Origin of the sequence: Halomonas sp. YLGW01 (genome assembly GCF_014840935.1) — a bacterium.
GTDB lineage: Bacteria > Pseudomonadota > Gammaproteobacteria > Pseudomonadales > Halomonadaceae > Onishia.
This window is the reverse complement of sequence record NZ_CP062005.1, coordinates 2,595,763-2,608,762: the sequence shown is the minus strand read 5'-3', so window position 1 is coordinate 2,608,762 and position 13,000 is coordinate 2,595,763. Positions and strand designations below refer to the sequence as shown.

Sequence of the window (13,000 nt, the reverse complement as noted above, 5' to 3'; positions counted from 1 at the left end):
CCGGAAAATACGCGCTTGAGCGTCGAAGAAATGGGCGTAGGCTCTCGCTCCATAGGATGAATCTTCCATCTTTGAGGAGGGCATATGGGCCTGTTGATCGACGGCAAGTGGCACGACCAGTGGTATGACACTAAGAAGCATGGCGGCGAGTTTGTCCGCGAGTCGGCCAAGCTGCGCGACTGGGTGACCGCCGGTGGCGGCGAAGGCCCGGATGGCCAGCCGGGGCGCCCCGCCGAGGCCGGCCGCTACCATCTCTATGTCTCGCTGGCCTGCCCCTGGGCACATCGTGCCCTGATTCTGCGTCGCCTGAAGGGGCTCGATGACCTGATCGGCAGCTCCCACGTCAGCCCGCTGATGCTCGATCAGGGCTGGAGCTATCACCAGGACGAGGGCTCGAGTGGCGATCCGATCAATGGGGCGCACTACCATCGGGAGCTCTATACCCTGACCGACCCGCACTACACGGGCCGCGTCACAGTCCCGGCTCTCTGGGACAAGCAGGCCGGCAACATCGTCAGCAATGAATCCGCCGATTTGCTGCGCATGTTCAACGATGCCTTCGACGGCATCACCGGCAATCGCCTGGACTTCTACCCTGCCGATCTGCGCGAGACCATCGACACGATCAACGCCGATGTCTACGACCACATCAACAACGGCGTCTACAAGACAGGCTTCGCCACCGATCAGGCCGTCTACGAGAAGCATGTCACCGCGCTGTTCGAGTCTCTCGACCGTATGGAGGCGCGGCTCGGTGAGCATCGCTACCTGGCCGGCGAGTGGCTGACCGAGGCCGATATTCGCCTGTTCACCACCCTCATCCGCTTCGATGCCGTCTATCACGGCCACTTCAAGTGCAATATCCGGCGCATCGAGGACTACCCGAACCTCTCGCACTATCTCCGCGAGCTTTATCAGTGGCCGGGCATCAGGGAGACGGTGAACATGGATCACATCAAGCGCCACTACTATTACAGCCACGACACCATCAACCCGACCCGTATCGTGCCCAAGGGCCCCGCCCTCGATCTCGAGCGCCCCCACGACCGTGAGCGCCTGCCGGGTCAGGGCGTTCGCCGTAAGCCGGCATAGCAAGTTGGCGTCATTAGAAAGCCTCCTGTCTTCAGGAGGCTTCATGGTGCTGGTCGGAGTCTGCGTCGAGAGGGGCTAGACGTTCTTGGCCAGCCAGCGGTCCAGGGCATTGGCGAACTCTCGGCGATCCACGTCCCGGCAGTCCTATGAGAGAGCCCCTTGGGGCCGCCGGTGTGCTCGCGGCTGGAGTGCGCTCCCATGCCTGTCCTTGTGTGCGCCGAATCTGTAAGAGGCGACCTGCTCAGGCGTTCTTGGCCAGCCAGCGGTCCAGGGCATTGGCGAACTCTCGGCGATCGACATCGGAGTAGCCCTTGGGGCCGCCGGTATGCTCGCCGCTGGAGCGCATCGTCTCCATGAAATCCCTCATCTGTACCCGAGCGCGGATATTGCTGCGATCCAGGGTCTCGCCCCGGTTGGTCATCACTGCAGCACCCTTGTCGATGGCCTCCTGGGCCAGCGGCAGGTCGGCGGTGATCAGCAGGTCGCCGGGTGTCAGGCGGCGCACGATCTCGTCATCGGCGGCATCGAAGCCACTCGCCACCGAAAGCGGCTTGACCCAGGGCGAGGCCGGCAGCGGTACTTGGTGGTTGGCGACGAACCAGGTCGGCGTCTGGGTGCGTTCGGCGGCACGCACGATGATCTCGCGTGCGACACGCGGGCAGGCATCGGCATCGACCCACAGGCTAGGCATTCACGGCTCCCGAAAAGGCTGGCATGGCAAGGAGCGCGATGATAGCATGCGCTCTCCTCGCATGTGTTGACCCCCACCATCATGACGAATTGCACCCGCCTCATTAGGTTGGGATGGCAAGCTTTCGCAAGACGCCAGGCGCGATGATCCGCGACCAAGCGCTGTGACCGGGCTCGCCAAGTGTTCGCCCGGGGCAGGCCCAAGGCCTCGCCCAGTGCGCCTGGATTTGTAGATGGAGCGCCCACTGCCCGATGGCAAGGCGCGTAAGGTCGCCACAGCGGTTCGCCGAGAGTTTCCGGCAGGCCCCCGTGCTTGTTCGAAGCTCGTTTGATCCGGGCCATGCCCGTGTTACGACGCGAACCGAATGCCAGGTGCGACCGGCGTCCCAGACTCCGCCCCGAGCCAGCCCCGACATGGGGTGGCTCGCATTCGACCCTACAGGCCCTTCGTGGATCCTGTGCTATTGCGTGTTTCGGGTCGGGGACGCCACCAAACTCTGTTGCCGGTACTGACCGGCCTACCAAGGTGTGATTGATGACCTCGACTTCTGTCGCCTCGCCGAGCTTCGGCGAACTGGCACTGCTGCCTGCCGTGCTGACTGCCCTCGAAACCCTGGGCTACGAAACTCCTTCTCCGATTCAGGCGCAGACCATTCCTGCCCTGCTCGAAGGCCGTGACATGATCGGCCAGGCTCAGACCGGTACCGGCAAGACCGCTGCCTTTGCCCTGCCGATTCTGTCGCGTGTTGACCTCGCCCGTCGCGAGCCCCAGGTGCTGGTGATGGCGCCGACCCGTGAGCTGGCTCAGCAGGTCGCTGTGTCCTTCAGCAAGTACGGCCAGAACCTGCAGGGCCTGCAGGTCGCGACCCTTTGTGGTGGCCAGGAATACCGTGAGCAGCTGGGTGCCCTGAAGCGTGGCGCCCAGGTCGTGGTCGGCACCCCCGGCCGCATCATCGATCACCTGGATCGTGGCAGCCTGAAGCTCGACGGCCTGTCCGCCCTGGTGCTCGACGAAGCCGACGAGATGCTGCGCATGGGCTTCATCGATGACGTCAAGCGTGTCGTCGCCGATACCCCGAAAGACGCTCAGCGGGTGTTCTTCTCCGCGACCCTGCCGACCGAGATCGAGCGTATCGTCAATCGCTACCTGGTCGACCCGGTCAAGGTGACCATCGAGGCCGCTCAGGGTACCGCTGACAGCATCGACCAGCGCATGGTGCGCGTCGAAGGCGGTGCCAAGCTCGAGGCGCTGTCGCGCATTCTCGAGGTCGAGCCGGTCGATGGTGCCATCGTCTTCGTGCGGACCCGTGCCGCCTGCACCACCCTGGTGGAGCAGCTGACCGCACGCGGCGTCAACGCCGCTGGCCTGTCCGGTGATCTAGACCAGAGCCTGCGCGAGCGCACCATCACGCGCCTCAAGCGCGGCAAGGTCGACGTGCTGATCGCAACCGACGTGGCCGCTCGCGGCCTCGACGTGCCGCGTATCACCCACGTCATCAACTATGACCTGCCGCAGGATTCCGAGGCCTACACCCACCGCATCGGCCGTACCGGTCGTGCCGGTCGTAGCGGCGTAGCCATCACCTTCGTTGGCTTCCGCGAGACCCGCAAGGTGCGCTGGATCGAGCAGGCCACCGGCCAGCATCTGAGCGACATGCCGCTGCCCGACGAGGCCGCCATTCGCGCCCATCGCGACGAGATCTTCCATCAGCGTGTGGTCGGCACCCTGACCGCCGGCAGCGACGAGCAGCGTACGCTGGTCGAGCGCCTGGTCGCTGAAGGCCATGACCCGGTCGAGCTGGCCTGTGCCTTCGCCGCCATGGCTCGCGCCGACGAAGCACCGATCGGTCGCATGCAGGCACCGAAGGAGCGCAACGATCGCAACAGCCGTGATGGCAAGCCGAAGCGTCGTGACAGCGCTCCGCGCGAGGGCATGACCCGCTACCGCGTCGCCGTCGGTCACAAGGATGGCGTCAAGCCGGGCCAGCTGGTCGGCGCCCTGGCCAACGAAGGTGGCATCGAAGGCGCCCGCATCGGTCGCATCGATATTCGCAACGCCTTCTCCGTGGTCGAGCTGCCGAGCAGCCTGCCGGCCAGCATCCTCAGCAAGATGGCCCGCGCCAAGGTCGGTGGCCGTCCGCTGGAGATCAGCGAAGACAGCGGCGCGCCGGAGCGCGCACCGCGCCGTCGCAACAACGACGACGCCCCCGTGCGTCGCCGTTCGCAGGCCTGAGCACTTAATCACGAGACAGGCACACCCTGGTACCAAAGGGTGATGGCGCCACGCTAGCCGCTGTCGGATAGTCGATGCGCCAGGCAGTAATCACGCAGGCCGGGGATTCCCCGGCCTGCGTTTTTGTATGTGTTTTCTAAAGTGGCGCCACGGCCTGGCTGGCGCGGCTGATCGGAGGTGGAGGATGTGGCAACGACTGTCGTGGCGATTGCGCGGCTACCTGATCACCGGGGCGGGGGTGCTGCTGCTGTCGCCGGACGCGCTCTTCGTCAAGGACACCGAGGTCGAGGTGGCCACCTTCATGTTCTGGCGGGCGCTGCTGTTGTGCCTGGTGCTCGGCCTGGTGGCCCTGTTGCGCTACGGACGCAGGCTGCCGGACGCGGTGCGCGCCTGCGGCCCGGCGGCGCTCTGGTGTCCGCTGGCCTTCGCCTGCGGGGGCTGGAGCTTCGTCGCTGCCAATCGCCTGACCGCCGCCGGCAACGTGCTGGTGATCCAGAATCTGGCGCCGTTGATCGCCGGGCTGATCGGCCTTCTACTTTTCGGCCAGCGGCTGCGCCGCCAGACCTGGGGCATCATTGTGCTGTGCGTGGCCGGTGCCTGCCTGATGGCGGCCGGTGAGGTAGGGCAGGGCAACCCGCTGGGGCTGGTGGTGGCGCTCGGCCTGCCGCTGGCACTGGCCGTCAACACCACCGTGGCCAGCGCCCAGAAGGGCGTGGACACCACCGTCATCCTGCCGATCGGCTGCGCGATGATGCTGCTGCCCGCACTACTGCTGGGCGGCGCCGAGCTGCCCTCGGCGGATGACGCCAAGCGTCTGGCGCTGATGGGTCTGGTGTTCCTGCCCGGCGCCTACTTCTGCATCCAGACCGGCCCGCGTTACCTGCCGGGCGCCGAGGTCAGCCTGGTGCTGCTGCTAGAGACGCTGGTGGGCACCCTGCTGGTGTGGTGGTGGGTCGGCGAGACGCCGGCACCGCTGGCCTTCGTCGGCGGTGCGCTGATCATCGCCGCCCTGCTGGGCGGCGGCCTGCTCGACCTGACCCGCCAGCGGCGCAAGGCCGCCGCTGGTGCGCCCGACCCACAGACGGTGCTTGAGGAGGAAGGAGCCGCCGTGGAGGAGCTTTCGGCTAACCCCGTGGCGGAGGATGACCGGCGCTAGCGGGGGGAGCTACTCACGCTGGCCGCGAAGCGCGCGAGCAACCCGCTGGCCTCGGGCGTGTCGTCGATGCTCTCGCACAGGGCATCGACGTTTTGACCCGCTTCCAGAAGCCCCTCGCGCTGGTGCTCAAGATAGGCCCGCAGCACCGGTGCGGTGAATTCCGGGTGGAACTGCACGCTCCACTGGCGCGGTCCCAGGCGCAGCACCTGGTAAGGGTCGTGGGCATTGGCGGCCAGCACCACGGCGCCTGACGGCGGCGTGAGCACCGACTGGGCGTGGGTCAGATGCGCGGGGAAGCGCGCGGGCAGGGCGCCGAGCAGGGTATCCGCCCGGCCGGCCTCGGTGAGCGTGACCTCGAAGGTGCCTACCTCGCGACCGTCCGGGTGGTAGCCGCTTCGTCCCCCCAGTGCCTCGGCCAGCAGCTGATGGCCGTAGCAGACCCCGAGCAGTGCCAGGTTGCGGTCGCAGGCCTCGCGCAGCCAGGGTTTCAGCGCCTCACTCCAGGGCTCGGCGTCGCTGACCATGGCGTGGGAGCCGGTGATCAGCACCCCATCGTATGCCTCATGATCGGGCAGCGGGGTATTCCCTCGGGCATCCCACACGGTGAGTGCGTGGTCGGGCAGTTGCGCCTGGAACAGCGCCTCGAAATCGCCGTGGTCGGCGATGACGTCGGGGAAGCTGTTCCCGGTCTTGATCAGCAGCAGGCGAGGCATCGGGGTCTCTCGGTGATGTGACGAAGCGTTCATTTTAGTCCTCGGCCAACCGCGCGCCCAGCGCCTGCATGAAGGCGTCGCAGGCCGCGAGCTGCTCACCCTCGACATATTCATCCGGCTGATGGGCCTGGCCGATGCTGCCGGGCCCGCAGATCACCGTGGGCAGCCCCGCGCCCTGGAACTGGCCGGCCTCGGTGGTGTAGGCCACCGCCTCGCTGGGCCGGTCGCCGAGCATCGTCTTGCACAGCGTTACCGCCGCGGCGTTGTCCCGGTCGGCGAGTGCCGGCACGGTCTGGGTGATGTGCTCGGTGACGATGCCGGTACCCGGCGCGCGGGCTTGCATCTCGGCCTCGAGTTCCCGGGCGTAGGCCTCGAAGCGCGCATACAGCGTCTCGAAGCTGTCGCTCGGCAGGTGGCGTATCTCCCAGTCGAAATGACACTCCCGCGCCTTGATGTTGATGGCGGTGCCGCCATGGATGCGGCCGACGTGCAGGCTCGAATGCGCCACGTTGAAGGCCTCGTCGAGGCGCCCCTCGGCCTTCAGCTCCTCCATGATGTCTTCGATGCGAGTCACCAGTCGCGCGGCGACGTGAATCGCCGAGACGCCCTGATACACCTGGCTCGAATGGGCGGCCTGGCCGGTGACGGTGGTACGCAGGTTGGTGATGCCCTTGTGGGCCACCACCGGCGCCATCAGCGTCGGCTCGCCGACGATCACCGCCGCCGGGCGCGGCTCATTCGCCATCAGCGATTCGATCAGACGCGGCGCTCCCAGGCAGCCGATCTCCTCGTCATAGGAAAGCGCCAGGTAGATCGGCCGCTCCAGCGGCTGCTCGACCCACTGCGGTACCTGGGCCAGGGCGCAGGCGATGAAGCCCTTCATGTCGCAGGTGCCGCGGCCGTACAGGCGCCCGTCGCCACCGTCGCGCAGGGTGAAGGGATCGCTCGACCAGGGCTGGCCCTCCACCGGCACCACATCGGTGTGCCCGGAGAGCACCACGCCGCCCTCGACCTGCGGCCCGATGCGGGCCAGCAGGTTGGCCTTGCTGCCGTCGTCGTTCTCGATGCGCCGATAGGGCACGCCGTAGTCGTCGAGATAGCCCTCGATGAAGCGGATCAGCTCGAGGTTGGAATCGCGGGAGACGGTGGCGAAGCCCACCAGCGTCTCGAGCAGGGCGGTGGCGGTCATGATCTGGCTCCTGAACGGGGAATGGCGCTAGCCTACCATGGGGCGGCATACTGACGAGGTGATTGCAAAATTGGGGTGTTCTTAATTTTGAACGCTGAACGCTGAACGTTGAACGCCGGGTTTGCGATTCGTTAGTTGTTTATCCTACTATTGTCGACCTGGACGTACTCCATTTGTTCTTAGAAGGATAATAATATGTTGAATAAATTCAGCAGTCTGAAGAAAGGCTTTTCCAAATCGGCGCTTGGCGTAGGACTGGCATTCAGCGTCGCTGCCGCTGATGTGGCCGCTGCAGAATACAACTGGCGCTTCAGCAACCTGTACAGTCGCGGCACCGCCTTTGGCGAGCTCTACGAAAATCTCGGTGAGAACATCGAGGAGCTTTCTGACGGCAAAATCAATGTCCAGGTTCTGTACTCGGGCGAAGGGGTCGGCACCACCGGCCTGCTGGGTGCGGTCAAGTCTGGCCTGATCACCATGGGCGCTCCCTTCCAGTCGATGCACGCGGGTGAGCTGCCGGCCGGGGTGGTCGAGATTGGCCTGCCCGGTGGCACCGCGGACACCGACAAACTCCAGAGCCTCTTCCACGAAAAGGGCTGGGGTGACGTGCTGGAGGAGGCCTACGGCTCCCAGGGCATGGTATGGCTTGAGCCCTATATTCAGCCGCCGGTGTACATCCTGACCAAGGAACCGATCGAATCGGTCGAAGATTTCGAGGGGCTCAAGATTCGCGCTCCCGGTGCCTATGGCAAGTTCCTGCGCAACCTCGGGGCTTCCCCGGTTTCCATGGCCTGGAGCGAGATTTACACCAGTCTGGCCACCGGTGTCATCGACGGTTCCATCGGCAGCAACATGATCGACCACCGCGACGGTAACCACGTCGAGGTTGCCAAGTACATGTACCCGCTGCCCCTGGCTGGCGCTCAGGTTCTGCCGATCGTCGTCAACCGCAACGAGTGGAACAAGCTGCCTGACGAGCTGAAGGACGCGGTGCGCAAGGCCACCGAGATCCACGCCGAAGAACAGCTGACCATGTCCAAGCAGTGGGAAAGCGAGGCGTTGGAAGAAATGAAGGCCAACGGGCTGCAGTGGAGCCCGGAGCCGAGCGAAGCGGATAAAGAGGCTTGGGCCGAAGCCGGTGCCACTCTCCGTGCCGAGTATGCTGAACAGGACAAATACAGTAAGCAGCTGATCGAGATCCTGAACGAAACTGGTTACTGATAACACCTGGGCTTTTCGCCTTTCGCGTTATCGCTCTTGAAAGCGGGGGTAGCATGCCAAGGCAACGCTTCCCCGCTCTAAAGTGCCAGTATCGGGCCTTCGTCTGTGGGAGATGTGACGACGCATCGCCTTAAACCGCAGTAACGAGAAGGCCAGGAGGAGGCGGAAAGTGCGTAAGGTGCTTTCCGCCTTTTGCATGATTTCAGGAGATCCCTTGAGATGCTTACTTTACTGAGGGGGCTCTGCCGCGGTATTGACCTCATCGTCATGCTGACGGGCAAAGCTGCTTCCTATCTGATGCCGGTATTGGCCGGTATCGTCGTCTTTGAAGTGTTCGCGCGCTACGTATTGGGTAGTCCCACCATCTGGGCCTACGACTTATCGCTATTTCTCTTCGGTTACATCACGGCGTTGGGTGGTGCTTATGCCCAGCAGAAACGGGCACACATCAACGTCGATATTCTTTACCTCAAGGTCTCACCCAAGGCCAAAAGCGTCTTCAACCTCATCGGCTACGTGCTAGCCATCTTCTTCCTGATCATTATCGTGAAGGTGAGCACGGGCAAGTTGTTCGAGGCACTAGAGTACGATTATCGCCGGCAGAGTGAATGGGCTCCTCCCATGTATCACTTCTGGCTAATGATGATCATCGCCTGTGCGCTGTTTATTGCGCAGTTCTTGCGGGACTCCTTGAACGATATTTTCTATCTGGCGACGGGCACCCCGCTGCTGAAACAAAAAGAGGGGGTCCATCATGGGCATTGAACTGCTGACCGGGGTGCTGTTGCTGTGCATCCTGATCTTCTTCGCGCTGGGAGCCGCCGTGGGCCTGGCGTTGGGCGGGATCGCCATGGCCATCGGTTACCTGACCTGGGGCGAAGGCATTTTCAACGTCATCCCGACGACCCTGGAGTCGACCTTCTTCAGCTTTATCCTGTTGGCGATTCCCCTGTACATCTACATGGGGCAGTTGCTGACCAAGTCGGGCATCGGCGATGCCATGTTCAACGCCAGCCAGCTTTTGATCGGGCGGGTGCGTGGTTCCCTGGCCATCAGCGTGATCGGGGTCTGCTCGATGATCGGCGCCATGGTCGGCATCATCGGTGCCGGCATCATGACCTCCGGCAGCATCGCCCTGCGTCCCATGCTGGACCGCGGGTATAATCGACGCCTGGCGCTGGGCGTCATCATGGCGGGCGGTGGCCTGGGTATCCTGATTCCCCCCAGCATCCCCATGATCATGTTCGCCGCCGCGACCCAGAACTCGGTCGGACGCATGTTCCTGGGTGCCATGATGCCGGCCTTGTTGACGATCGTGTTGTTGATCACCTATGTGGTCATCAGCTGCTGGCTCAATCCCTCCCGAGCCCCCAAGGATGAGGAGGATTCCGCCGCGCCAGAGCGCACGCCGAAACAGAAGTTCGTCATCCTTCGCGATGGCCTGTCCGCACTACTGCTGATCTTTGTCGTGCTGGGCAGCATCATTTCCGGCATCGCCACCCCGACCGAGTCGGGGGCCATAGGCGTCTTCGGTGCCATTCTGCTGGCGATACTCTACAAGCGCTTCCGGCCGGCCATGTTCCGGTCTGCAGGACTTCAGACCGCCACCCTGGTCAGCGTGGCCATGTGGATCATCTTCGGCGCCTCGGTGTTCAGCAACTTCCATCTGCTGATGGGGGTGCAGAGCATGGTGGCTGATCTCGCTGCCAGCCTGGATCTGCCGCCCATCATGATCATTATCCTGTTCCAGCTGATCATGTTGCTGTTGGGCTTCATCATCGATGAATTCATCATCGTGCTGATGTGCGCGCCGCTGTTTACACCGATCGCCGTGTCCCTGGGTTATGACCCGATCTGGTTCGGTGTGCTGATGATCCTCAATATATTGATCGCCGTGCAGACGCCGCCCTATGGGTTCGCACTGTTCTACCTGAAAGGCATTGCTCCCCCCGATGTCGGGATGGGAGAGATCTACCGGTCAGTCACGCCCTTTATCGCAGTGAATCTGGTGGTGCTGATCTTGTGCATGATTTTCCCTGAAATTGTGCTCTGGCTGCCCAATAAAGTAATGGGTTGAGGTGACGCCATGTTTAATCAGATTCTGATACCCGTCGACCTTGTTCATCAGGAGCATGTCGCCGAACTGCGTGAAGCCGCCCGTTTGCTGATTGACGGGTCGGGCAACATCACCCTGCTCTATGTAGATCCGACCAGGGTTCACGGGGACTCGCTCGTCGTTCAGCTGGACGAGAGTGACGATGCCGAGCCGAGACGCGAGGCACTGACCCAGCTTCAGGGCCTGGCGCAGTCGCTGCAGCTGGAGAACGTCACCATGAATGTCATCACCCGCGAGGGCGCTGCTCATGATCAGATTCTCGAGTACGCCGCGGAGATCAGTGCCGATGCCATTCTGATGATGGCCAGCCGGCCTGGACTCACCGACTACTTCATCGGCTCGACAGCCGAGCGCGTGGTCCGACATGCCGATTGCTCGGTCTTTGTCATCCGCTAAGTAGTTAACGTAGTGAAGCTGCCGTGGAGCGTATCGTCTTCACGGCAGCCAGTGTCGCAGCGACGGTTTTCGTCTGCTGAGACATAGTAATATGCGGCCGTCAGATTCGTCTGACGGCCGCTTTTGTAGTGAGCCTCGGAGTGTGCGCCTGGCCTGCAATCGCCGTGCCCTCGGGTGTCGGAAGGTCCGTTCGGTATCGGCTGATGGGGGAGATGCGGCTGTACGCTGGCTCGGCGGCTGTTATAGTCGGACAATATTGTTGGGTGCGGTTAATGGAGTGACCGCCAACGCCTTCAGGGAACGAAAGATGATACTCAAGGAAAAGGACGCCTGTTCAAGCGCCGACGCCCGTGACAGCGACATGCGTGGCTATTACGGCCACAAACAGGAGCAGGATGTCGCCTTCCACCTGCGCCGCGAGTTCGGCGAGCACGACCAGATTCACATCATCAATGACCTGCGCATCGAGCATAAGGGTGAGCGTGCGCAGATCGATCATCTGGTGATTCACCCGTTTGGCTTCATCATCATCGAATCCAAGAGCATCGTCGGTGAGGTCAAGGTCAATGCCGAAGGGGAGTGGTCGCGCAGTTACCAGGGCAACTGGCGCGGCATGCCATCCCCGATCCGTCAGGCCGAACTCCAACTTAAGCTACTGCGCTCATTTCTCGGGGCCAACGTCGAGCACTTCCTTGGAAAGTTGCTCGGTATCCAGATTAAGGTTCGAGGACGAGACTGGAAGACACTGTGTGCGGTATCCAGCAGTGCCATCCTGCATCGAGACATGATGCCAAATGATGTCTCCGCGCAGGTCGTCAAGACGGAGTTTCTGGCCGGCAAGATTCGCGAGCTTGTTGGCAGCATGTCGCTTGCCCCCTCTTTCATGAAGGGGAAACCCAGATTCGCGGCTCAGGAACTGGAGGATATAGGGAGCTTCCTACTGGCAAATGATGAAAAGGTGAATCCGGCCCATGAGGAAGTGACTTCTTCTGCCATGGAAGTGGCAGAGGCGCCCGCCGTGCCTTATAGCCCATTGAGCCGCATGTCTGCCGACGAGGCTTCTACCGATTCCCTTGCCGCTACTCATCAGCCCATCGCCAGTGCCAGCTCAGAGATTCAGGATACGTCTGCTGAAAGTCTGGTGGCCTGCAAATCATGCGGGGAAGTCGAGTGCCTGACAGGCATGTATGGCCAATATGGATACTATGTGAAGTGCAAAGGCTGCGGCACCAATACCTCCTTGAAGCAGCCATGCCCCGCCTGTGAGTGGAAAAGCGTCAGGGTGAACAAGGACGGCCCGACCTACACCGCCACCTGCCGGAAGTGCGAGCATCAGTATCTGGTATTTCGCCAGGAAGCTGAATGATGAAGACGGAGAAAGGGGCTGCTATCGACCCAAAGTGGTCGAGCCAGCAAAGGCAACATGCGCGTTTATTGGTGTTATATAGCCACGTCAACGAAAATACACCGAAAAATCAATGGGTTGATGTGGCGGCATAAGAATGTTGAACGCGCGCGCTCGTTCAAGTCAATAAACGAGCGGGCTGTCTAATACCTTTTATGTGTCACGAGGTAGTCATGAGTAAGGCCACAGTGTCAGGTCGGCAAACAACAAACACATTCGCTTATATGTTCGTAGGAGCCAAAGCGATGTTGGAACAGGCTGAGCGAGATCAAAATGGCCAGCTATACAATCTAGTAAGCTGCCTCATCTATTGCGCGTTTACTATCGAGGCTTACCTTAATCATCTTGGCCAGTTAAAACACGATGATTGGGATAGAAAAGAAAGATCTTTGTCAAAGCTTAAAAAGTTTAAGACCCTCTGTGGCGAGGCTGATATTGAACCAGATTTCAGCCAGCGTCCATATTCAACCTTGCACGAATTGTTTGCTTTCAGAGATAGAATGGCCCACGGGAAAACAACCACCGAATCCGTAAGAAAAGAAGTAGATCTTCCGGGCGACTCTTTTCGCCTCACGACTGAGAGTGAGTGGCAGGAATATTCAACAATAGGGAATGCTAGGCGGGCCATAGAAGATACGGAACAGTTAGTAAAAGAACTCCACAAAAAAAGTGGGCAAAATGGGAACCCGATGAACTACCTTGGTGGCGGCATTTTTGGGGTTCAGAGGCACAATGCCACATAACCATTGCGGGCAAGGGACGCTCCTGACGTCGCGCCCCTGCCGCTGG

Annotated in this window: 13 protein-coding genes; 10 read left to right on the top strand and 3 right to left on the bottom strand. The window is 61.8% G+C overall.

Annotated features, from left to right (window positions below; all coding sequences use genetic code 11):
• Positions 1-84 precede the first annotated feature (84 nt).
• On the top strand, positions 85-1,092 hold the full coding sequence (locus IEJ03_RS11980) for a glutathione S-transferase family protein (protein ID WP_192035083.1): 1,008 nt from the start codon (positions 85-87) through the stop codon (positions 1,090-1,092).
• Positions 1,093-1,333: 241 nt separating this feature from the next.
• Here IEJ03_RS11980 and IEJ03_RS11975 read toward each other — a convergent pair whose 3' ends face one another.
• On the bottom strand, positions 1,334-1,783 hold the full coding sequence (locus tag IEJ03_RS11975; RefSeq protein ID WP_192035082.1) for a YaiI/YqxD family protein: 450 nt from the start codon (positions 1,781-1,783) through the stop codon (positions 1,334-1,336).
• Positions 1,784-2,317: 534 nt separating this feature from the next.
• On the opposite strand from IEJ03_RS11975, the gene IEJ03_RS11970 reads away from it, so the two are divergent.
• Both IEJ03_RS11970 and IEJ03_RS11965 read left to right on the top strand, forming a co-directional pair.
• A complete protein-coding gene (locus IEJ03_RS11970) occupies positions 2,318-4,015 on the top strand; it encodes a DEAD/DEAH box helicase (RefSeq protein ID WP_192035081.1) in 1,698 nt (565 codons plus the stop codon).
• A 184-nt stretch (positions 4,016-4,199) separates the two neighbouring features.
• The gene (locus IEJ03_RS11965; RefSeq protein ID WP_192035080.1) at positions 4,200-5,171 is read left to right on the top strand and encodes a DMT family transporter; all 972 of its coding nucleotides are present in this window, start codon (positions 4,200-4,202) and stop codon (positions 5,169-5,171) included.
• On the opposite strand, the gene IEJ03_RS11960 is transcribed toward IEJ03_RS11965, so the two are convergent.
• Positions 5,168-5,884: a glutamine amidotransferase gene (locus IEJ03_RS11960; protein WP_192035079.1), complete on the bottom strand. Its 717-nt coding sequence runs from the start codon at positions 5,882-5,884 to the stop codon at positions 5,168-5,170. The two genes, IEJ03_RS11965 and IEJ03_RS11960, sit on opposite strands and share 4 nt — an antisense overlap.
• A gap of 34 nt (positions 5,885-5,918) precedes the next feature.
• The gene (gene argE / locus IEJ03_RS11955; RefSeq protein WP_192035078.1) at positions 5,919-7,073 is read right to left on the bottom strand and encodes an acetylornithine deacetylase; all 1,155 of its coding nucleotides are present in this window, start codon (positions 7,071-7,073) and stop codon (positions 5,919-5,921) included.
• Between the two features lie 195 nt (positions 7,074-7,268).
• On the opposite strand from argE, the gene IEJ03_RS11950 reads away from it, so the two are divergent.
• The 7 genes from IEJ03_RS11950 to IEJ03_RS11920 all read left to right on the top strand — a co-directional run bounded on the left by IEJ03_RS11950 (position 7,269) and on the right by IEJ03_RS11920 (position 12,954).
• Positions 7,269-8,294, top strand: a complete 1,026-nt coding sequence (locus IEJ03_RS11950; protein WP_192035077.1) for a TRAP transporter substrate-binding protein — start codon at positions 7,269-7,271, stop codon at positions 8,292-8,294.
• Positions 8,295-8,513: 219 nt separating this feature from the next.
• The gene (locus IEJ03_RS11945) at positions 8,514-9,059 is read left to right on the top strand and encodes a TRAP transporter small permease (protein ID WP_192035076.1); all 546 of its coding nucleotides are present in this window, start codon (positions 8,514-8,516) and stop codon (positions 9,057-9,059) included.
• The gene (locus IEJ03_RS11940) at positions 9,049-10,371 is read left to right on the top strand and encodes a TRAP transporter large permease subunit (RefSeq protein ID WP_192035075.1); all 1,323 of its coding nucleotides are present in this window, start codon (positions 9,049-9,051) and stop codon (positions 10,369-10,371) included. The genes IEJ03_RS11945 and IEJ03_RS11940 overlap by 11 nt, the downstream gene beginning before the upstream one ends.
• A 9-nt stretch (positions 10,372-10,380) precedes the next feature.
• Positions 10,381-10,806, top strand: a complete 426-nt coding sequence (locus IEJ03_RS11935) for a universal stress protein (RefSeq protein ID WP_192035074.1) — start codon at positions 10,381-10,383, stop codon at positions 10,804-10,806.
• Between the two features lie 307 nt (positions 10,807-11,113).
• Entirely contained in the window at positions 11,114-12,172 is a 1,059-nt protein-coding gene (locus IEJ03_RS11930; RefSeq protein WP_192035073.1) for a nuclease-related domain-containing protein, read from the top strand.
• Entirely contained in the window at positions 12,169-12,306 is a 138-nt protein-coding gene (locus IEJ03_RS11925; RefSeq protein WP_192035072.1) for a hypothetical protein, read from the top strand. Before IEJ03_RS11930 ends, IEJ03_RS11925 begins: the two co-directional genes overlap by 4 nt.
• 78 nt (positions 12,307-12,384) lie before the next feature.
• Positions 12,385-12,954: a hypothetical protein gene (locus IEJ03_RS11920; RefSeq protein WP_192035071.1), complete on the top strand. Its 570-nt coding sequence runs from the start codon at positions 12,385-12,387 to the stop codon at positions 12,952-12,954.
• Positions 12,955-13,000 lie beyond the last annotated feature (46 nt).

Excerpts from the sequence above, each read along its gene's own strand:
- IEJ03_RS11980 (WP_192035083.1), top strand. The coding sequence starts at position 85 with ATGGGCCTGTTGATCGACGGCAAGTGGCACGACCAGTGGTATGACACT.
- IEJ03_RS11920 (WP_192035071.1), top strand. The coding sequence starts at position 12,385 with ATGAGTAAGGCCACAGTGTCAGGTCGGCAAACAACAAACACATTCGCT.
- IEJ03_RS11940 (WP_192035075.1), top strand. The coding sequence starts at position 9,049 with ATGGGCATTGAACTGCTGACCGGGGTGCTGTTGCTGTGCATCCTGATC.
- IEJ03_RS11935 (WP_192035074.1), top strand. The coding sequence starts at position 10,381 with ATGTTTAATCAGATTCTGATACCCGTCGACCTTGTTCATCAGGAGCAT.
- IEJ03_RS11960 (WP_192035079.1), bottom strand. The coding sequence starts at position 5,884 with ATGCCTCGCCTGCTGCTGATCAAGACCGGGAACAGCTTCCCCGACGTC.
- IEJ03_RS11925 (WP_192035072.1), top strand. The coding sequence starts at position 12,169 with ATGATGAAGACGGAGAAAGGGGCTGCTATCGACCCAAAGTGGTCGAGC.
- IEJ03_RS11945 (WP_192035076.1), top strand. The coding sequence starts at position 8,514 with ATGCTTACTTTACTGAGGGGGCTCTGCCGCGGTATTGACCTCATCGTC.
- argE (WP_192035078.1), bottom strand. The coding sequence starts at position 7,073 with ATGACCGCCACCGCCCTGCTCGAGACGCTGGTGGGCTTCGCCACCGTC.
- IEJ03_RS11950 (WP_192035077.1), top strand. The coding sequence starts at position 7,269 with ATGTTGAATAAATTCAGCAGTCTGAAGAAAGGCTTTTCCAAATCGGCG.
- IEJ03_RS11975 (WP_192035082.1), bottom strand. The coding sequence starts at position 1,783 with ATGCCTAGCCTGTGGGTCGATGCCGATGCCTGCCCGCGTGTCGCACGC.
- IEJ03_RS11970 (WP_192035081.1), top strand. The coding sequence starts at position 2,318 with ATGACCTCGACTTCTGTCGCCTCGCCGAGCTTCGGCGAACTGGCACTG.
- IEJ03_RS11965 (WP_192035080.1), top strand. The coding sequence starts at position 4,200 with ATGTGGCAACGACTGTCGTGGCGATTGCGCGGCTACCTGATCACCGGG.
- IEJ03_RS11930 (WP_192035073.1), top strand. The coding sequence starts at position 11,114 with ATGATACTCAAGGAAAAGGACGCCTGTTCAAGCGCCGACGCCCGTGAC.